Consider the following 16,739-nt stretch of genomic DNA (forward strand, 5'->3'; position numbering starts at 1 on the left):
AGAACGGTGCTGGTGCACAAAAACCGAAGGGGCAACGAGGCGCTTGCTATTGCACAGGTTGTATGCAGAAGCTCAACTTTAGGGAAAACGTTGGGTGTTATGCAATTGAAAATCGTGACTGCAGTGGGTGCGATGGCAACAACTCAGAAGCAGGCCATCGGCAATGGGATATGCTTGCCGGATGTACTGGGGCAGCTGGTGGCTAGCTTCGCGTCCTTTATATCGCCAGTCGGACTGGGTAGTTGGAGTCTTGGTGCATTAATCGGCGGGATCGCGAGCTATTTCATTGTGAGGCAGCATGTATTCACGTTGGGAGCTTTTTCTGCAGTGATTGGCGTTGTCGGTGGCGCCGGCGTACTTCAGCTCCTGAGTGGACTAAACTCCATTCAAGATAGGGGGGTGTGGTGGTATCCGTGCGGGCTATTGTTCGGAGCTGTGATTGTGGCGATCTGGTGGGATCCTGGTCTAAATTCAGCGCAAAAAAAGAGCGGCAAGGAAGAGGATCAGGCTGGCGACGGAGTCGTAAAGGCCGAACATTAAGCGGGGGGGGCGATCAGAGCAGAATCTGCCCCATCATTGGCGATGATCGGCTTCTGCCGTTAGACTTTTCCTTCGGCGCGCTTTTTGAGTGACGCCAATTCATCTCGAAGGGTATCTTTTAGTCTTTCAAAAAGTAGCTCTTGCCACGATTTTGGCGGCGAAGGGCGGGGCGCGAGATCAAATGCAGTGGGCTCGAACAGAACATCGAAAGATAGTCGCTTTCGCTCCTCGGGATGGATGTTGTGAAGTAGCGCATGGAATTCAACCAGCTTCTTAAACTGATCTCGTCCTTCCCCATATAAACAGTTTACACCAATTAATGTTTGCTCTGCATTGGTGAGTTGAGATCGAAGCCAGCGCACGTTTGTGTAATTTTTAGGGTAATCGAAATTCCCATCCGCAAAAACAACAACGTGATAAGTGAAGCGAAAATAATGCCCAAGCGCATTGCGCCATCTGTTGTAGATTGGGGTGTAAGATTGCTCCTCGGATCGTTTGGCGACGGCATCGGCGATGGACGATGCCATATGCTCGATTGCCTGGTGGCCTGAAAGCAACTTCTTCCCCACGGAGATTTCGATTCCCGCGATCAGCTCGTTGCGCAACGTCAACAGCTGAACCAAGGTCGCTTGAGCGTCTCGCTCTTGCTCTGCGCGCTCGCGCTTTCGCGACTCCGAACGCTCGTTTTCCATTGTCGTGAAGGTGAAAACAGCAGCGGCCGTCGCCATCATGGCGCTGACGATCCCGAAAGAGTCTCCGAGGGTGCCAGTCTCGTTAAAATTCCAGGTCCCGGGCGGATTCCAGTGGCCACTCGCCACCAGCAAGATGAGCCCCGCCCACAAACAAAAAATTAGGATCAGAGCAGCGGCGATTACCCAGATGCGCTTCACGTAAGCTCCTATGTAGAAAGCGCGCGTCGGCCCATTTCGCCAATCCACAGATCGTTCGCGTCTAAGCTTAAATGCCAATTCTGCCAAATCTCAGATTGTGAAGTCAAGGTAAAGGCTAGGTGGCGCCAAGCAGCGGCCGTCGAGACATTCTGAGAACCGGAAGATACCTCCGGTGACGGCCCGGATGCCGGCCTTACGCTCGCGTCCGCACACCACTCATGGCTCGCTTCAGCCGTCCTAAGGCTCATGCCGCTCCAGCAGCAGGATCCGCAGATCCTCCTCCGGCCGCCAGTTCTTGCGGCGCACCTCGAACTGCGTCGGGCCGATCTTCTTCACCCCGTCGGCGCAGAAGCTGACCAGGTTCCTAGGCGCGCCCTTGTCGACCACCAGCCGGAAGTCGCCGATCGGCTCGCTCCAGTTTCCGCCGGTGACCAGCACGTAGTCGATCCATTTCTCGACATAGGCGCCGCCGTCGCCGCCCGCGCGCTTCACCGCCGCGACCATGCCCGCGTCGACGCAGTACCTGGCCTGGGTTTCCGCGCCGTACTCGGTCCCGATCGAGGTGGCCACCGTCGCGCCGACCGAGGGCGTATAGGCGTGCTCGACGATGATCGGCCTGCCGGCCGGGAAGGTCTGGCTCCAGTGATAGGTGGTCTTCAGCACCCAGATGGGCCCCTGGTCCTCGTCGTAGAGGCCAAGCGCCCGGGCCTCCTTCAGCTTGGCGGGCGGCAGGGCCTCCAAGGCCTTGGTCGCCGCCTCCTGGTGAACCGCCAGCGGAATCCTGTTGGCGACCAGCCAGCCGGTGCGGTCCTGGCCGCCGCCGAAGGCCTTCTGCTCGATCTGCGCCTTGACCGGCTTGCCGTCGATCTTGGTCGTGAAGCCCAGGATATTGGCCGGATCGTCGATGGGGATCGACACGTCGCTCATAAAAAAGCCGTCGCCGCCGATGTCTGGCATCGGAAAGGCTACCCGCAGCGTCACGTCCTTGCCGCTGGTGTTCTCGAACACGTAGCGGACGCGCACCGCCGTCGGCGAGATGTAGAGGTCTTCCGACCGCATCGCCACGGCGGCGGTCTTGGTCAGCACCAGCCCGCCGGCCGCCAGTTCGGCCGAACTGTCGTTGGCCATGGCGGAGCCCGCGCAGGCGAGGGCGGCGACCAATGCGGCGGAGCGGAGGAGGGAGCGAAGCGTCATGCCGTTTCGATAGCATGGCGACGACGACGAAGAAGTGGCGGACAGGGTGGGATTCGAACCCACGGTAGGCTTCCACCTACGGCGGTTTTCAAGACCGCTGCCTTAAACCACTCGGCCACCTGTCCGGAGCGGGCGGCTATATCAGCGCTCGTGCTTCGGCTCCAGAACGATCTGTCGCAGGCATCCTTAACCAAGCCTAAAAACATCTGAACGAAGCTGAAACCATGATGGGGGACGAACCATCCGGAGTTTTGGCGACGTATGCGGCGCGAACAAAGATCTGAAATCCGAGCGCTGAAGGTCCTGGGCCTCGTGGCGCTGGGCGCCGCGGGCCTGGCGGCCTGCGCCACGCCGTCGCCGCGCCTGCCGATCGCCAAGGGAACGCCCAAGGCCACGCCCGACCGCGAGTATCACGGTCCGCCGCCGCCCGGTTACGGCCAGGGCCTGCGCGGCACCGAGAAGCCCTATCAGATCAAGGGGATCTGGTACTATCCGAAGGCCGATCCGAACTACGACGTGGTCGGAACCGGCTCGTGGTACGGCGAGCAGTTCCACAATCGCCGCACCGCTAACGGCGAGGTCTTCGACATGGACCTGCCGTCGGCCGCCCACAAGACGCTGCCACTGCCGTCGATCGTCGAGGTCACCAATCTCGAGAACGGCCGCAAGATGCGCCTGCGAGTCAACGACCGCGGGCCGTTCGTCGGCGATCGCCTGATCGATCTTTCCAAGGCCGCCGCCGACGAGCTGGGCTATCGCGGCAAGGGCCTGGCCAAGGTCCGCGTCCGCTATATCGGCCCCGCGCCGAAGACCGCCGCCGACCAGCCCCGGCGTTACGCCTCCATCCCCGCTTCGCCGCCGCCGGTCGCGCCCTATCGTCCGCCGGTCGCGCCGCCGCCGCGCGAGCCGGAGATCGTCACCGTCGCCGCCCCGCCGTCGGGCGCCTATCGCGTCCAGGCCGGCAGCTTCGCCAACCGCGACAACGCCGAGCGCGCCGCCGAACGCCTGTCGGGCGCCGGCCGCGTCACCGTCGAGCCGATGGAGCGTTCGGGCGGGACCCTCTATCGCGTGCTGGTCAGCGCCGGCGACGACGAGGGCCTGGCGTGGAGCGTCCGCGATCGCGTCGCTTCGCTGGGCTTTGGCGACGCGACGGTGCTGCGCCCCTAAGCGGGTCTGGACAAGGCGGGCGTTCCGGCCGATTTGAGGCCGATGGCCAGCGGAACGTTCATCAGCTTCGAAGGCGGCGAGGGCGCCGGCAAGTCCACCCAGGTGCGCCTGCTCGCGCAGCGCCTGGAGGAACTCGGCCGCGAGGTCGTGCTGACCCGCGAACCGGGCGGCAGCCCCGGCGGCGAGGCGATCCGCGAGTTGCTCGTGCACGGCGCGGCCGACCGCTGGTCGCCTGTCACCGAGACCCTCCTGATGTACGCCGCCCGCCGCGACCACGTGGAGCGGGTAATCCGGCCGGCCCTGGCGCGCGGGGCGGTGGTCGTCTGCGACCGCTTCGCCGATTCGACCCGCGCCTATCAGGGCGCCGGCGGCGACGCGCCCGCCTCGCTGATCGCCAGCCTGGAAGAGCACGTGCTGGGCGGCACGACCCCGGCCCTGACCCTGGTCTTCGACCTGCCCGCAAGCGTGGGCCTCGAGCGCGCCTCGGCGCGGGGCGGGGCGGCGCGCTTCGAGTCCAAGGGCCTGGATTTCCACGAGCGCCTGCGCGCCGGCTTCCTGGAGATCGCCCGCCGCGAGCCCGGGCGCTGCGCGATCATCGACGCCGCCGCCTCGATCGACGAGGTCTCGACGGCCGTCTGGGGCGCCGTTTCCGAACGGCTGGACCTGGCATGAGCGACGCCCCTCCGCATCCGCGCGACGTCTTCTCGCTGGACGGCCAGGAGAAGGCCGAGCTGTCATTCCTCGACGCCCTGGGCCGCGGGCGCCTGCACCACGCCTGGCTGCTGACCGGCCCCGAGGGCGTGGGCAAGGCCACGCTGGCCTACCGCATGGCCCGCCGCCTGCTGGGGGCGCGCGAGGACCAGTCGTTCGGCGTGCTGGGCTCGGCCCCGTCCGACTTCGTCAGCCGCCAGGTCGCCGCCCGCTCGCATCCCGACCTGATGGTGCTGGAGCGGGCCACCGACGACGGCAAGGCCCGCAAGTCGATCCCCGTCGACGAGGCGCGTCTGCTGCCCGGCTTCTTCGCCAACTCGCCGGCGACCTCGCCCTACCGGGTGGCGATCATTGATGCGGCCGACGATCTCAACGTCAACGCCGCCAACGCCGTGCTCAAGACGCTGGAGGAGCCGCCGCCGCGCGGGGTGATCCTGCTGATCAGCCACTCGCCTGGCAAGCTGCTGCCGACCATCCGCTCGCGCTGCCGCCGCCTGGCCGTGCCCGCGCCCGGCGTCGAGCGCGCCGCCGACATGGTCGAGCACCGCCTGGGTCTGGATCGCCGCCAGGCCGAGCGCCTGGGCCGCATGGCCCACGGCGCGCCGGGCAAGGCCCTGCAACTGGCCGCCGCCAAGGCGCTGGAGGCCGACGACACCGCCGGCGAGATCCTGCGTAAGCTGCCCGAGATCGACGAGGCCGCGCTGCTGGCCCTGGCCGACACCTTCAAGGGCGCCGAGGGCCAGGCCCGCTTCGAGCTGCTTTTCGAGCGCCTGGCCGACCAGATCCACGCCATGGCCGTGGGCATGGCCGGCGAGCGCACGCCGTCTGGCCTAGACCGCTGGGCCGGCGCCTGGGAGCGCCTGGTGCGCTGGCCGATCGAGGCCGAGGCGGTGAACCTCGACCGCGCCGACGTGTTCTGGACGGCGATTGCGGACTTGCGCGCCGCGGCCAAGGCCTCCATCTGACCGCATGCTCATCGACAGCCACGTAAACCTGCACGCGCCCCAGTTCGCCGAGGACCGCGACGCCGTCATCGCCCGCGCCCGCGAGGCCGGCATCGAAATGATGCTGACCATCTGCGACAAGATTCCCAACTTTCCGGCCGTCCACGCCATCGCCATGGCCGAGGCCGACATCTGGTGCACGGTCGGCGCCCATCCGCACGAGGCCAAGGATCACGTCGACCTGACGACCGCCCACCTGGTCGAGCTGGCCGGCAAGCCCAAGGTGGTCGGCATCGGCGAGACGGGCCTGGACTTCCACTACGACCTCTCGCCCCGCGACGTGCAGGCCGCCGTGTTCAGCCAGCATGTCGCCGCCGCCCGCGAGACAGGCCTGCCGCTGGTGGTTCACACCCGCGAGGCCGACGACGTCATGGGCCAGATCCTGGAGGAGGAGCACGCCAGGGGCGCCTTCAAGATCCTGATGCACTGCTACACCAGCGGCGCGGAGCTGGCCCGCCGGGCCGCCGCGCTGGGCGCCTGGTTCTCGGTCTCGGGCATCGCCACCTTCAAGCAGGCCGAGGACGTGCGCGCGGTGATCCGCGACATGCCCGCCGACCGGATCATCGTCGAGACCGACTGCCCGTACCTGGCCCCCGTGCCGATGCGCGGCCGCCGCTGCGAGCCGGCCCATCTGCCGCACATCGTCGACAAGCTGGCCGAGATCCGCGGCTGGACCCGCGCCGACGCCGAAAAGCGCTCGGAAGACGCCTTCTTCGCCCTGTTCGACGCGATACCGCGTCCATGACCGGCGGCCGGCTCGAGTTCACCATCCTCGGCAGCGGCTCCTCGGGCGGGGTGCCGCGCGCCGACGGCAATTGGGGCGACTGCGATCCGGCCGAGCCGAAGAATCACCGCGCGCGCTGCTCGATGCTGGTGCGCCGGCTTTCGGGCGGCGATCCGCGCGGCGACACCACGATTCTCGTCGACACCTCGCCGGACCTGCGCCTGCAGACGGCGCGGGCCGGGGCGGGGCGCATCGACGCGGTGCTGTTCACCCACGACCACGCCGACCAGGCCCACGGTATCGACGACGTGCGGCCGTTCTTCCTCAATCACCGCTTCAAGATCCCGACCTACATGGATCCGGCCACCTATGACGGCCTGCTGGCGCGGTTCGGCTACGTCTTCGAGACCAAGGGCGGCTATCCGGCCATCTGCGAGGCGCGCCACCTGCCGCCGCACGGCCAGGCCTGGAGCGTCGAAGGGCCCAGCGGCGAGATCCCGGTCGCCAGCTTCGACGTCGACCACGGCGAGATCCGCGCCGCCGGCTTCCGATTCGGCGGGGTCGCCTATGCGCCCGACGTGCTGCAGATCCCCGAGGAAAGCTGGCCGCTGCTGAAGGATCTCGACGTGCTGATCGTCGACGCCCTGCGCTGGACGCCCCATCCCACCCACGCCAATGTCGAGCGGGCGCTGGAGTGGATCGAACGCGCCAGGCCCAGGCGCGCGATCCTCACCAACCTTCACATCGACCTCGACTACAACGCCCTGTCCGCCAGGCTGCCGCGGGGCGTCGAGCCGGCCTATGACGGCATGCGCTTCGAGGTCGCCCTCTAGCCCAGGCTCAGTGCAGCGTCGCGGCCTGCGCGGGCGGCGCGTGCTCCACGGGCTCGCCCATGCGAACGGGCAGGGGCGCGCCGTCCAGGGCCAGGGCGTGGTTGAGGGCGCGGGCCAGCACGGCCGTGACGTCGGGCCGGGCCACCATCGACGACAGCAGCCGCGAGCTCAGGCCCGGCGCGGCGGCGGCCAGGCCGCAGGCCGTCACCAGCCGCTGCTCGTCCAGGGCGTAGCCGACGCAATGGGGGCACTGGATCTGCAGCGGGCGCACCAGTTCGCCCTCGATCAGCATCATGGTCTGCAGGAACAGAGAGGCCGTGCGCGGCGAGGCGGCGCGGGCGAAAGCGGCCCTGATCGTGGCGTCGGCCGGCTGGCCCTGCAGGCGCAGCGCGGCCCAGGTGCGCAGGCCCCACAGCAGGAGCCGCTCTCCGCGCGTCAGGCCTTCGGGGCCGGTGTCTTCGAAATCGAGATCAAGTCCGCAGGCGCAACTCATCAAGGGCTCCGGGCGGGAAAAGGCGTCCGGCGGAGGGGAACCCCGCCGGACGCAGTCGATGTGGGTGAGGGGAGGAAACCCGACATCGGATTTGAGAATTGATCGCAACAAGGTCTAGGTCGCTCGTTGTTGCGAGTCAATCGCATAAAATCATATACATCCTATGCGATAGTTTGTGCTTCTATCGCCGCTGTGCGGTCGTGTGTTGGGGGTGGCATGGCTCGGCGATCTATGATGCGCGCCTCGATGGCGTTCGCGGTCCTTCTCGGCGCGGGCGGGCAGGCGCAGGCCGCGGCCTGGACGCGGCCCAAGGGCGACACGGAGGTGATCGTCAGTCTTCACCGCCAGGACAGCACCCATGGCTTCGATCTGGGCGGCGAGGCGATCGACATCGTCGACTATCGCAAGACCGAGCTGCAGGCCTTCGCCGAATATGGCCTGTCCGATCGCCTTACCGTCCGGGCGCAGGGCTCGGTCCGACAACTGCGCACGCGCAACGCCCGCGACACCGAGCCGGGGCACCTGGAGCTGGCGGCGCGCTACAGGATCAAGTCGGGCGACACCTGGGTGCTGTCCAGCGAGAGCGCGGTCCGGCTGCCGGGCGGCGACGGCGATCCTGGCGCGGCCCAGCGCGGCTCGCCCGACGCCGAGTACGACGCGCGCTTCCTGCTTGGAAAGAGCGGCAAGCTGGCCGGCCGGCCGGTCTTCCTCGACCTGCAGGCGGGGATTCGCCGCCGTGAAGGCGACGCGCCGGACGAGCGCCGCCTGGATGTCACCCTAGGCGGCCGGCCGACCCGGCGCCTGATGCTGCTGGCCCAGGCCTTCGACGTATCGTCGTCAGGCGCGGGGCAGGGCGCCTTCGAGGCCTATCGCTATCGCAACCTGCAGCTCACCGCCGTCTACGACCTGCCGGCCGGCTGGTCGGTGCAGGCCGGGGCGATGGGCACCGCCTCGGGCCGCAACGCCCTGCGCGAGCGGGGCGCGGTGCTGGCCGTGTGGCGGCGCTTCTGACGCGTCAGGACGGAATGCGGCGCGCCAGCTCTTCCAGCCGGCGCGCGGGCGCGTCCGAGATCGCCGACCACAGCAGGCGGGCCAGCTCCAGGCGGTAGACGGCGGCGTAGCCGGCCGTGAACGGCGAGGTCGCGCTGCCGGGCGGTTCGGCCGCCTTGGCGTTGGCGAGATCGCGGCGGGTCAGCACCAGGTCGCGCGGAATGGGAACGTCGCCGGCTCCGGTAGCCACCCAGCGGTCGGCTTCCACCGCGGCCAGGGCGGCGGCCTGGACCAGGGCCCGCGCGCCGCGCACGTCGCCGATGGCCCCGGTCATGACCGGGGTTCCGACCGTGGGGTCACGGGTCACCTTGAAGTCTAGACTGGCCACACCGCGCTGGAGCGTGACGGACCACTGGTCGTCGGGTTCGTTCATCGTGAACGCTTTAGCGACCGAGTCGCGTCGCGGGAAGGGAGCGGCGTATCGCCGTTACACATTGCCGCGAGCGTCGGCCGCGATGGGGCGGGCTGACTGCGACCTTTTGGCAGGCGCGCTCGAAATTAGGATCCCGTTAACCATGATTGGCGAGCCTGTGGACGTCTTCTTTTGAAGGCGCCCCACCATCACTCAACTTTTCACAGCCCGGCTTTCTGGCCGGGCTGTTTTTTTGTCAGAAGGCGCTTGCGCCGAGTCAGTGAGGCGGCTATCAACCGCGCCTCGACAGAGAGCGACCTGTTCCGCGGTAGCTCAGTGGTAGAGCAGCCGGCTGTTAACCGGCTGGTCGTAGGTTCGAATCCTACCCGCGGAGCCACTCTTCCTTCGATCATCTCGAAGTTGTCTCCGGCGAGAATTCCTCCACAAGAACATACGCTTTTGTCCGGATGCGGCGTTCGTGCGTCTTGCGCCGAGTCAGTTCGGCGGCTATCAACCGCCTCCTCAACTGAGAGCGACCTGTTCCGCGGTAGCTCAGTGGTAGAGCAGCCGGCTGTTAACCGGCTGGTCGTAGGTTCGAATCCTACCCGCGGAGCCACTCTCCTTCGTTCGTCGAAGGTCTTGTCGCCAGTTACATTCAAGGAAAGCTGAGGCTGTCGCTCCCGGACCCTGGGTGCGGTGCGTCACGTGGCCATCAGCTTCTGCAGTTCCCGGTAGTAGGTCTCGGTATATTGGTGCTGGCGATCCAGCGCCTCCAGCATGCCGGGCCGCGTGAAGACCTCGGCGGGAATCGTCACGCCCTTGCGGCCATGCCGCACGCACAGGCCGTCGGCGATCAGCGCGCCGACGTGGCGACGCACCGTCTCGGCCGGCATGGCCAGCGAGTCTGCCACCTGCACCACGGTGATCGGCCGCCGCTGGGCGTCCTTGGCCAGCTCGTCCTTGGCGTCGAAGCCTACATTGGGCCGGATATGGGCCACGTTCGCCACCCAGATCGTCGTGAAGACGATGGCGCGCACCGGGTCTTCCTGGTGCAGGCTCTTGGCGACGTCCAGCGAGCGCAGGAAATAGCCCGCCGATAGGCGGATCACCGCGCGCCGAACATCCGTACTCATGCCTGCTCCCAACGAAAGCCGCTGGGTGCAGGCTGAGCCCGAGTCGTCTCTGTGAGAAAATTCACCATGTCCCCATTTTGGGGACAGTGTGCTTTTCGAGGAGGCGCCGCGTCGCGATTTGCGCCATACGGGCCGCCGATTCAGGGGACGGCGGACGCGGGGGGCGCGTTGGGGCATGAGTGAAATCGAAGCCAGATTGCGGGAAGCGGCGGCCGCCGTCGGCGTGGCCGAGCGGATCGAGGCGCTGCTCAAGAGCGTCGAGGAGGCCATCGAGGCCTATCCGGACGACGCCGATCCCCGTTACCTGACCCGCCTCATCGACCAGCGCACGGCCTTGCTGGACCCCGATCTGCCGCTGATCGCGCGCATCGCCGTGCAGCTCTGCGAGAACGACGCCTCGCGCGCGGCCGTGCTCGGCCCGCCGCTGGCCACCGCCGCCACCGTCTGTCCGCTGATGAAGCCCGCGGTGAACCAGTTGCGCCGCCTGCTCGGCGAGACGGCCTGAGTCGCGCAAATCCTCGGCGCGATTGGATGCACGGGCCTGATTGCCTTCCGACGAGGCCAAGACCTATAAGCCTCTCGAACTGCTGTCCGAGGAAGTCCATGAGCTCCGATTTCGCGGCTGCCCGCCTGAATATGGTGGAAAGCCAGATCCGCACCGCCGACGTGACCGACCTGCCGTTGCAGGACGCCCTGCGGGTGGTTCCGCGCGAGAACCTCGTTCCCGCCGGCAAGGCCTACCTGGCCTATGCCGACGCCGAGGTCGAATACGCTCCGGGCCGCACGCTGATGCGCCCGCGCGACATCGGCAAGCTGCTGCAGAACCTCAAGCCGCGCGCCGGCGAGAAGGCCTTGGCGATCGCCGCGCCGTACGCCGCCGTGGTGCTCGAGACCATGGGCCTGTCGGTGACCCGTCTCGACGGCGACGACCTGACGGCCGTCGAGGGCGGCGAGTACGACGTGATCGTCTGCGAAGGCGCCGTGCCGAAGGCTCCGGCCTCGTGGACCGGCGCCCTGGCGCTGAACGGCCGCCTTGGCGTCGTCGAGCGCGAGGGCCCCGTCGGCCGCGCGGCGATCTACGCCCGCGCCGAGGACGGCCTGGCCCGTCGCGCCGCCTTCGATTCGACCCCGTCGCTGCTGGCCGGCTTCCCGGTCGAGTCCGGCTTCGCCTTCTAAGGCGTTTTCAACGGGCGCGTCCGGGTGCTGAACCCGCCTGGACGCCGCCTCAAGTCCTTGAAACCCGGGCCTGCTCATCAGGCTTGGGTATTTCATTCGGCCTTGGCCGGCTCTAGGCTGGCGGCATTCGAGGCAAGCGCGCAAACTCCGCGTGAAAAAAGCTTAACTAGCGAGGGTCCACGGTGGGCCTTACAGCGCTTGGGTGTAAAGCGCGGACTTCGCGTGTGTTGGGGAATGAGGGATGTCGAAGAGCCGTCGGGCCAGTCTGCTGGCCGCTGCTTGCTGCATGGGTTTCCTGGCCTCGGCGGCTAGCGCCGAGACCCTGACCGACGCGGTCGCCCTGGCCTATCAGACCAATCCCACCATCCAGCAGCAGCGCGCCGTGCAGCGCGCCGCCGACGAGGGCGTGGTCCAGGCCAAGAGCGGCTTCCGGCCCACGGTCAGCGCTTCGGCCAGCATCAGCGGCTCGCGCACCGACCTGGCTCACCCGACCACCACCGTCGTCGGCGGCCAGGTGGTCCAGGGCGCCGACAACACCAAGGTGGGCGCCAGCAGCGCCACGCTTCAGCTGTCCCAGCCGCTCTACACGGGCGGCCTGGCCAGCGCCAACCTCAGCTCCGCCGAAGCCGACGTGCTGGCCGGTCGCGAAGACCTGCGCAGCGTCGAGCAGGGCGTGCTGGCCAACGTCATCACCGCCTATGTCGACGTCCGTCGCGGCCAGGAAAGTCTGCGCATCGCCCAAGAGAACGTCAGCGTCCTGACCCGTCAGCTCGACGAGTCGAACGCGCGCTTCGAGGTCGGCGAGATCACCCGCACCGACGTCGCCCAGTCGCAGGCCCGCCTGGCCGCCGCCAAGGCCAGCCTGTCGTCGTCCCAGGCCACGCTGGCCGTGGCGCGCGCCAACTACGCCCAGATCGTCGGCCAGAACCCGACCGATCTCGCGCCGGAGCCCTCGCTGGCCGAACTGCTGCCAGCCTCGGTCGAGCAGGCGTTCGACGCCGCCGAGGCCAACAACCCCGCCGTCCTGGCCGCCCGCTTCGGCGAGAAGGCCGCCGCCGCGCGCGTCGCCGCCGCCAAGGCCGCCTACCTGCCCACCGTCTCGGCCGGCGCCAGCCTCGGCTACGACGCCAGCGAGGTGAACGGCAGCGGCAAGCAGTTCGGCGAGTACGATCGCGCCATCAGCGGCTCGATCACCGCCCGCGTGCCGCTGTTCACCGGCGGCCTCAACGCCTCGAACGTCCGCGCCGCCAAGGAGCGCGAGAACGCCGCCCGCATCGCCGTCGAGGGCGCCAAGCGCACCGTCGTCCAGCAGGTCTCGGCCGCCTGGAGCACGCTGCTGGCCGCCCGCGCCAACCTCGTGTCGAACGAGGAGCAGGTGAGGGCGACCAAGATCGCCTTCGAGGGCGTGCGCCAGGAGCAGCAGGTCGGCCTGCGCACCACGCTCGACGTGCTCAACGCCCAGCAGGAGCTTCGCGCCGCCGAGCTGGCCCTGGTCACCGCCCGCCGCGACGAATACGTCGCCAGCGCCGGCGTCCTGCAGGCCATGGGCGCGCTGGACGTGGCCAAGCTGGCCCCCGGCGTCGAGCGCTACGACCCCAAGACCTCGTACGACCGCGTCGTCCACTCCGGTTCGGTGCCGTGGGAGCCGCTGGTGCGGAGCCTCGACAAGGTCGCCTCGCCGGCGATCGCGACCTCGTCCGGCGGCAAGTAATCCCGTCCAACTTCAGGACGAATCAACACGGCGCGAATCCTTGGCTTGCTTAAGCCGTGCAAGTCTGCACCATCGGCGGCACGCGTCTTGCGAGGCGCGCAAGGATTCGTAGCCCTTTCAAGACGGCCCAGCCCATCATGTCCGACCAGAGCTCCCAAGAACCGACGATGGAGGAGATCCTCGCCTCGATCAGGCGGATCATCTCCGAAGACGACGCTCCGGCCGCCGAAGCGCCGCCGCCGCCCGCGCCCGAGCCGGTTTTCGAGCCCGAACCCGAGCCCGCGATCGAGGACGACGTCCTCGAGCTGACCGATCCGATCGAGCCGCCGGCTCCGGTCGAGACGCTCGGCGACCTTGATCTCTACACCCCCGAGCCCGAGCCGGAGCCGGCCTACGCGCCGCCGCCCGCGCCCGCGCCGGAGCCCACCTACACCCCGCCGCCGGTGTTCAACCGCGACGAAGTGGCCGAGACCTTGGTCGGCGACCACGCCGCGGGCCTGGCCGCCAGCGCCTTCGGCAGCCTGAGCTCGGCCCTGCTGATGCCGGCCAACGGCCGCACGCTGGAAGACGTCGTGCGCGAGCTGCTGCGCCCGCTGCTCAAGGAGTGGCTGGACACCAACCTGCCGCGCATCGTCGAGAACAAGGTCGAGGAAGAGGTCCACCGGATCTCGCGCGGCCGCGGCGTATGACATCGGCGTCGGGTCGCCCCTAGGCGGCCTTCGACGCCCGGACTTTGAGAAGGCGGTCGCTCGCGCGGCCGCCTTTTCCCGTTCAAAATCCCCGATAAACCCGCCGCCCGGTTTCCTGGCGCGGCCTCAGATGGCATACCCGCTCCGCCATGCTTGAAAAGACCTTCGATCCCAAAGCCGTCGAACCGCGCCTGTACGAAGCCTGGGAGGCCTCCGGGGCCTTCAAGCCGTCCGAGGATCCGAACGCCGAGCCGTTCGTCATCGTGATCCCGCCGCCGAACGTCACCGGCTCGCTGCACATTGGTCACGCCCTGAACAACACGCTTCAGGACGTGCTGACCCGCTTCCACCGCATGCGCGGCAAGGCCGCCCTGTGGCTGCCGGGCACCGACCACGCCGGCATCGCCACCCAGATGGTGGTCGAGCGCCAGCTGGCCGCCGCCGGCAACATCGGCCGCCGCGACATGGGTCGCGAGGCCTTCGTCGACAAGGTCTGGGAATGGAAGGCCGAGAGCGGCGGGGCGATCACCAACCAGCTGCGCCGCCTGGGCGCCAGCTGCGACTGGTCGCGCGAGCGGTTCACCCTCGACGATGGCCTGTCAGCCGCCGTCCGCAAGGTCTTCGTCCAGCTGCACAAGCAGGGCCTGCTCTATCGCGACAAGCGCCTCGTCAACTGGGACCCGCAGTTCCAGACCGCCATCTCCGACCTCGAGGTCGAGCAGAAGGAGGTCGACGGCGCCTACTGGCACTTCGCCTATCCGCTGGCCGACGGCGTGACCTACCAGCACCCCGTCGCGTTCGACGACGAGGGCAAGCCGACCCAATATGAGACGCGCGACTACATCGTCGTGGCCACCACCCGTCCCGAAACGATGCTGGGCGACACAGGCGTGGCCGTCCATCCGTCGGACGAACGCTACAAGGACTTGGTCGGCCAGCACGTCGTCCTGCCGATCGTCGGTCGCCGCATCCCGATCGTCGCCGACGACTACGCCGACCCGACCAAGGGCTCGGGCGCGGTGAAGATCACCCCGGCCCACGACTTCAACGACTTCCAGGTCGGCAAGCGCGCCGGCCTGCCGTCGATCAACATCCTGACGCCGGAAGCCAAGCTCAACGCCGACGTCCCGGCCGAATACGTCGGCATGGACCGCTTCGCCGCGCGCAAGGCCATCGTCGCCCGCGCCGAGGAAGAGGGCTGGCTGAAGGAGATCGAGAAGACCCGCCACATGGTCCCGCACGGCGACCGTTCGGGCGTGGTCATCGAGCCCTACCTGACCGACCAGTGGTACGTCGACGCCCATACCCTGGCCCAGCCTGCCCTGAAGGCCGTCGAGAACGGCGACACCGTCTTCGAGCCCCGTCACTGGGAGAAGACCTACTTCGAGTGGCTGCGCAACATCGAGCCGTGGTGCGTCTCGCGCCAGCTGTGGTGGGGCCACCGCATCCCCGCGTGGTTCGGTCCGGACGGCTCGATCTTCGTCGAGGAGACGGAAGAAGCCGCCTACGTCGCCGCCCGCGCCCAGTTCGGCGCCGACGTCGTCCTGACCCAGGACGAAGACGTCCTCGATACCTGGTTCAGTTCGGCCCTGTGGCCGTTCTCGACCCTCGGCTGGCCGGAAAAGACCCCGGACGTCGCCCGCTTCTATCCGACCAGCACCCTGGTCACCGGCTTCGACATCATCTTCTTCTGGGTCGCCCGGATGATGATGATGGGCATCCACTTCATGGACGAGGTTCCGTTCAAGCAGGTGTTCATCAACGCCCTCGTCCGTGACGAGAAGGGCGCCAAGATGAGCAAGTCCAAGGGCAACGTCATCGACCCCCTGGCCCTGATCGACGAACTTGGCTGCGACGCCGTGCGCTTCACCCTGACGGCCATGTCGGGCCAGGCGCGCGACATCAAGCTGTCGAAGCAGCGCATTGAAGGCTATCGCAACTTCGGCACCAAGCTGTGGAACGCCACGCGCTTCGCCCAGATGAACGGCTGCGTCCGCGTCGAGGGCTTCGACCCCGCGTCGGTCACCCAGCCGCTCAACAAGTGGATCCGCGGCGAGGTGGTCAAGACGCTGGCCGAAGTCACCAAGGCCTTCGAGGCCCCGGCCTTCGACGAAGGCGCCAGCGCGCTCTACCGCTTCATCTGGAACGTCTTCTGCGACTGGTACCTGGAGCTGGCCAAGCCCGTGCTCAACGGCGAGGACGAGGCCGCCAAGGCCGAGACCCGCGCCATGACCGCCTGGGTGCTCGACCAGATCCTGATCCTGCTGCACCCGGTGATGCCGTTCATCACCGAGGAACTGTGGGACAAGACGGCCGAGGAGGGCGGTCCGGCCCGCCAAGCCATGCTGATCTCGACCCGCTGGCCGGACATGCCGCAAAGCTGGATCGACGCCGAGGCCGCCGCCGAGATCGGCTGGCTGGTCGACACGGTCGGCGAGATCCGCTCGCTGCGCGCCGAGATGAACGTGCCGCCGTCGGCCAAGCCGGCCCTGGCCTTGGTCGGGGCGGGCGAGGGCACGCTGGGCCGCCTGGAGCGCCAGCGCGACCTGCTGGTCAGCCTGGCCCGGCTGGGCGAGGTCACGATCGCCGACGCCGCGCCCGCCGGCACGGCGCCGGTGGTGATGGGTGAAGCGACCGGCGCCCTGGGCGTCGCCGAATTCATCGACGTCGCCGCCGAGAAGGCTCGCCTGACCAAGGAGATCGCCGGCCACGTCGGCGAGATCGAGAAGACCGGCAAGAAGCTCGGCAACTCCGACTTCCTGGCCCGCGCCAAGCCCGAGGTCGTCGAGGAAAACCGCGAACGCCTGGCCGAGGCCGAAGCCGCCAAGGCCAAGCTGGAAGCGGCCCTGGGCCGCCTGGCGGCGATGGGGTGAGGCTTCGGCCTCGCCCATTCCTCCTTGCCTTCCTGGGCCCTGTGCCCAGGATCCATCGCTCAACCTGCTCAGACCTTGGCTTGCCAGCCGAGGTCTGAGCGGTCTTGGGCATAGGCCCTCGCCGCGCGGGCGAGGCAAGCGGGTGTTTCAGGTCGATCTCGTCCGAGCGCTCCGCCCCAACTAAACATTGTTCCCTTAT

Annotated in this window: 17 protein-coding genes and 3 tRNA genes; 14 read left to right on the forward strand and 6 right to left on the reverse strand. The window is 67.8% G+C overall.

Annotation, left to right across the window (positions count from 1 at the left end; genetic code table 11):
• Nucleotides 1-6: 6 nt before the first annotated feature.
• Nucleotides 7-540 (forward strand): hypothetical protein, encoded by a 534-nt coding sequence (locus C1707_RS26220; protein ID WP_164467381.1) that lies wholly within the window; start codon nucleotides 7-9, stop codon nucleotides 538-540.
• A gap of 59 nt (nucleotides 541-599) precedes the next feature.
• Here C1707_RS26220 and C1707_RS17540 read toward each other — a convergent pair whose 3' ends face one another.
• The 3 genes from C1707_RS17540 to C1707_RS17550 form a co-directional block, all read right to left on the reverse strand.
• Nucleotides 600-1,430: a putative phage abortive infection protein gene (locus C1707_RS17540; RefSeq protein WP_101715867.1), complete on the reverse strand. Its 831-nt coding sequence runs from the start codon at nucleotides 1,428-1,430 to the stop codon at nucleotides 600-602.
• A gap of 237 nt (nucleotides 1,431-1,667) precedes the next feature.
• Nucleotides 1,668-2,558 (reverse strand): DUF4424 domain-containing protein, encoded by an 891-nt coding sequence (locus tag C1707_RS17545; RefSeq protein ID WP_205686786.1) that lies wholly within the window; start codon nucleotides 2,556-2,558, stop codon nucleotides 1,668-1,670.
• A 101-nt stretch (nucleotides 2,559-2,659) separates the two neighbouring features.
• Nucleotides 2,660-2,749: transfer RNA gene (locus tag C1707_RS17550), tRNA-Ser, on the reverse strand.
• Nucleotides 2,750-2,885: 136 nt separating this feature from the next.
• Between C1707_RS17550 and C1707_RS17555 the strand changes: the two genes are divergently transcribed.
• The 5 genes from C1707_RS17555 to C1707_RS17575 are packed head-to-tail and all read left to right on the forward strand — an operon-like array spanning nucleotide 2,886 to nucleotide 7,063.
• Entirely contained in the window at nucleotides 2,886-3,791 is a 906-nt protein-coding gene (locus C1707_RS17555) for a septal ring lytic transglycosylase RlpA family protein (protein ID WP_101715869.1), read from the forward strand.
• Nucleotides 3,792-3,833: 42 nt separating this feature from the next.
• Nucleotides 3,834-4,463, forward strand: coding sequence for a dTMP kinase (gene tmk, locus C1707_RS17560; protein WP_101715870.1), 630 nt, complete (start codon nucleotides 3,834-3,836; stop codon nucleotides 4,461-4,463).
• Nucleotides 4,460-5,467: a DNA polymerase III subunit delta' gene (locus tag C1707_RS17565; RefSeq protein ID WP_101715871.1), complete on the forward strand. Its 1,008-nt coding sequence runs from the start codon at nucleotides 4,460-4,462 to the stop codon at nucleotides 5,465-5,467. The genes tmk and C1707_RS17565 overlap by 4 nt, the downstream gene beginning before the upstream one ends.
• A 4-nt stretch (nucleotides 5,468-5,471) precedes the next feature.
• On the forward strand, nucleotides 5,472-6,251 hold the full coding sequence (locus C1707_RS17570) for a TatD family hydrolase (protein WP_101715872.1): 780 nt from the start codon (nucleotides 5,472-5,474) through the stop codon (nucleotides 6,249-6,251).
• Complete coding sequence (locus C1707_RS17575; RefSeq protein ID WP_101715873.1) at nucleotides 6,248-7,063, forward strand: MBL fold metallo-hydrolase; 816 nt, start codon at nucleotides 6,248-6,250, stop codon at nucleotides 7,061-7,063. The genes C1707_RS17570 and C1707_RS17575 overlap by 4 nt, the downstream gene beginning before the upstream one ends.
• 7 nt (nucleotides 7,064-7,070) lie before the next feature.
• On the opposite strand, the gene C1707_RS17580 is transcribed toward C1707_RS17575, so the two are convergent.
• Complete coding sequence (locus C1707_RS17580; protein ID WP_101715874.1) at nucleotides 7,071-7,556, reverse strand: hypothetical protein; 486 nt, start codon at nucleotides 7,554-7,556, stop codon at nucleotides 7,071-7,073.
• A gap of 216 nt (nucleotides 7,557-7,772) precedes the next feature.
• Here C1707_RS17580 and C1707_RS17585 point away from each other — a divergent pair, with 216 nt between their 5' ends.
• A complete protein-coding gene (locus C1707_RS17585) occupies nucleotides 7,773-8,567 on the forward strand; it encodes a hypothetical protein (RefSeq protein WP_145998502.1) in 795 nt (264 codons plus the stop codon).
• A 4-nt stretch (nucleotides 8,568-8,571) separates the two neighbouring features.
• On the opposite strand, the gene C1707_RS17590 is transcribed toward C1707_RS17585, so the two are convergent.
• Nucleotides 8,572-8,979 carry a hypothetical protein gene (locus C1707_RS17590; RefSeq protein ID WP_101715876.1) on the reverse strand — a complete coding sequence of 136 codons (408 nt, stop codon included), beginning with the start codon at nucleotides 8,977-8,979 and terminating at the stop codon, nucleotides 8,572-8,574.
• A 301-nt stretch (nucleotides 8,980-9,280) separates the two neighbouring features.
• Here C1707_RS17590 and C1707_RS17595 point away from each other — a divergent pair.
• Both C1707_RS17595 and C1707_RS17600 read left to right on the forward strand, forming a co-directional pair.
• Nucleotides 9,281-9,355: transfer RNA gene (locus tag C1707_RS17595), tRNA-Asn, on the forward strand.
• 144 nt (nucleotides 9,356-9,499) lie between these two features.
• A tRNA-Asn gene (locus tag C1707_RS17600) sits at nucleotides 9,500-9,574 on the forward strand.
• Nucleotides 9,575-9,659: 85 nt separating this feature from the next.
• Here the strand turns inward: C1707_RS17600 and C1707_RS17605 are convergent.
• Nucleotides 9,660-10,091 carry a helix-turn-helix domain-containing protein gene (locus C1707_RS17605; protein WP_145998503.1) on the reverse strand — a complete coding sequence of 144 codons (432 nt, stop codon included), beginning with the start codon at nucleotides 10,089-10,091 and terminating at the stop codon, nucleotides 9,660-9,662.
• 175 nt (nucleotides 10,092-10,266) lie between these two features.
• Between C1707_RS17605 and C1707_RS17610 the strand changes: the two genes are divergently transcribed.
• The 5 genes from C1707_RS17610 (at nucleotide 10,267) to C1707_RS17630 (ending at nucleotide 16,540) form a co-directional block, all read left to right on the forward strand.
• The gene (locus C1707_RS17610) at nucleotides 10,267-10,596 is read left to right on the forward strand and encodes a hypothetical protein (protein WP_133244710.1); all 330 of its coding nucleotides are present in this window, start codon (nucleotides 10,267-10,269) and stop codon (nucleotides 10,594-10,596) included.
• Between the two features lie 98 nt (nucleotides 10,597-10,694).
• Nucleotides 10,695-11,267 (forward strand): protein-L-isoaspartate O-methyltransferase family protein, encoded by a 573-nt coding sequence (locus tag C1707_RS17615; RefSeq protein WP_101715879.1) that lies wholly within the window; start codon nucleotides 10,695-10,697, stop codon nucleotides 11,265-11,267.
• Between the two features lie 241 nt (nucleotides 11,268-11,508).
• Nucleotides 11,509-12,978, forward strand: a complete 1,470-nt coding sequence (locus tag C1707_RS17620) for a TolC family outer membrane protein (RefSeq protein ID WP_101715880.1) — start codon at nucleotides 11,509-11,511, stop codon at nucleotides 12,976-12,978.
• Nucleotides 12,979-13,115: 137 nt separating this feature from the next.
• Entirely contained in the window at nucleotides 13,116-13,667 is a 552-nt protein-coding gene (popZ, locus tag C1707_RS17625; protein WP_101715881.1) for a pole-organizing protein PopZ, read from the forward strand.
• Between the two features lie 149 nt (nucleotides 13,668-13,816).
• Nucleotides 13,817-16,540 carry a valine--tRNA ligase gene (locus tag C1707_RS17630; RefSeq protein ID WP_101715882.1) on the forward strand — a complete coding sequence of 908 codons (2,724 nt, stop codon included), beginning with the start codon at nucleotides 13,817-13,819 and terminating at the stop codon, nucleotides 16,538-16,540.
• The last annotated feature ends 199 nt before the right edge of the window (nucleotides 16,541-16,739 follow it).

The sequence above is a fragment of the Caulobacter flavus genome, assembly GCF_003722335.1.
GTDB classification, from domain to species: Bacteria; Pseudomonadota; Alphaproteobacteria; order Caulobacterales; family Caulobacteraceae; genus Caulobacter; species Caulobacter flavus.

Bases quoted from the DNA above. Each gene is read 5' to 3' on its own strand.
- C1707_RS17590 (WP_101715876.1), bottom strand. From the start codon at position 8,979: ATGAACGAACCCGACGACCAGTGGTCCGTCACGCTCCAGCGCGGTGTG.
- C1707_RS17630 (WP_101715882.1), top strand. From the start codon at position 13,817: ATGCTTGAAAAGACCTTCGATCCCAAAGCCGTCGAACCGCGCCTGTAC.
- C1707_RS17565 (WP_101715871.1), top strand. From the start codon at position 4,460: ATGAGCGACGCCCCTCCGCATCCGCGCGACGTCTTCTCGCTGGACGGC.
- C1707_RS17615 (WP_101715879.1), top strand. From the start codon at position 10,695: ATGAGCTCCGATTTCGCGGCTGCCCGCCTGAATATGGTGGAAAGCCAG.
- C1707_RS17605 (WP_145998503.1), bottom strand. From the start codon at position 10,091: ATGAGTACGGATGTTCGGCGCGCGGTGATCCGCCTATCGGCGGGCTAT.
- C1707_RS17570 (WP_101715872.1), top strand. From the start codon at position 5,472: ATGCTCATCGACAGCCACGTAAACCTGCACGCGCCCCAGTTCGCCGAG.
- tmk (WP_101715870.1), top strand. From the start codon at position 3,834: ATGGCCAGCGGAACGTTCATCAGCTTCGAAGGCGGCGAGGGCGCCGGC.
- popZ (WP_101715881.1), top strand. From the start codon at position 13,116: ATGTCCGACCAGAGCTCCCAAGAACCGACGATGGAGGAGATCCTCGCC.
- C1707_RS17585 (WP_145998502.1), top strand. From the start codon at position 7,773: ATGGCTCGGCGATCTATGATGCGCGCCTCGATGGCGTTCGCGGTCCTT.
- C1707_RS17545 (WP_205686786.1), bottom strand. From the start codon at position 2,558: ATGGCCAACGACAGTTCGGCCGAACTGGCGGCCGGCGGGCTGGTGCTG.
- C1707_RS17620 (WP_101715880.1), top strand. From the start codon at position 11,509: ATGTCGAAGAGCCGTCGGGCCAGTCTGCTGGCCGCTGCTTGCTGCATG.
- C1707_RS17580 (WP_101715874.1), bottom strand. From the start codon at position 7,556: ATGAGTTGCGCCTGCGGACTTGATCTCGATTTCGAAGACACCGGCCCC.
- C1707_RS17555 (WP_101715869.1), top strand. From the start codon at position 2,886: ATGCGGCGCGAACAAAGATCTGAAATCCGAGCGCTGAAGGTCCTGGGC.
- C1707_RS17575 (WP_101715873.1), top strand. From the start codon at position 6,248: ATGACCGGCGGCCGGCTCGAGTTCACCATCCTCGGCAGCGGCTCCTCG.
- C1707_RS17610 (WP_133244710.1), top strand. From the start codon at position 10,267: ATGAGTGAAATCGAAGCCAGATTGCGGGAAGCGGCGGCCGCCGTCGGC.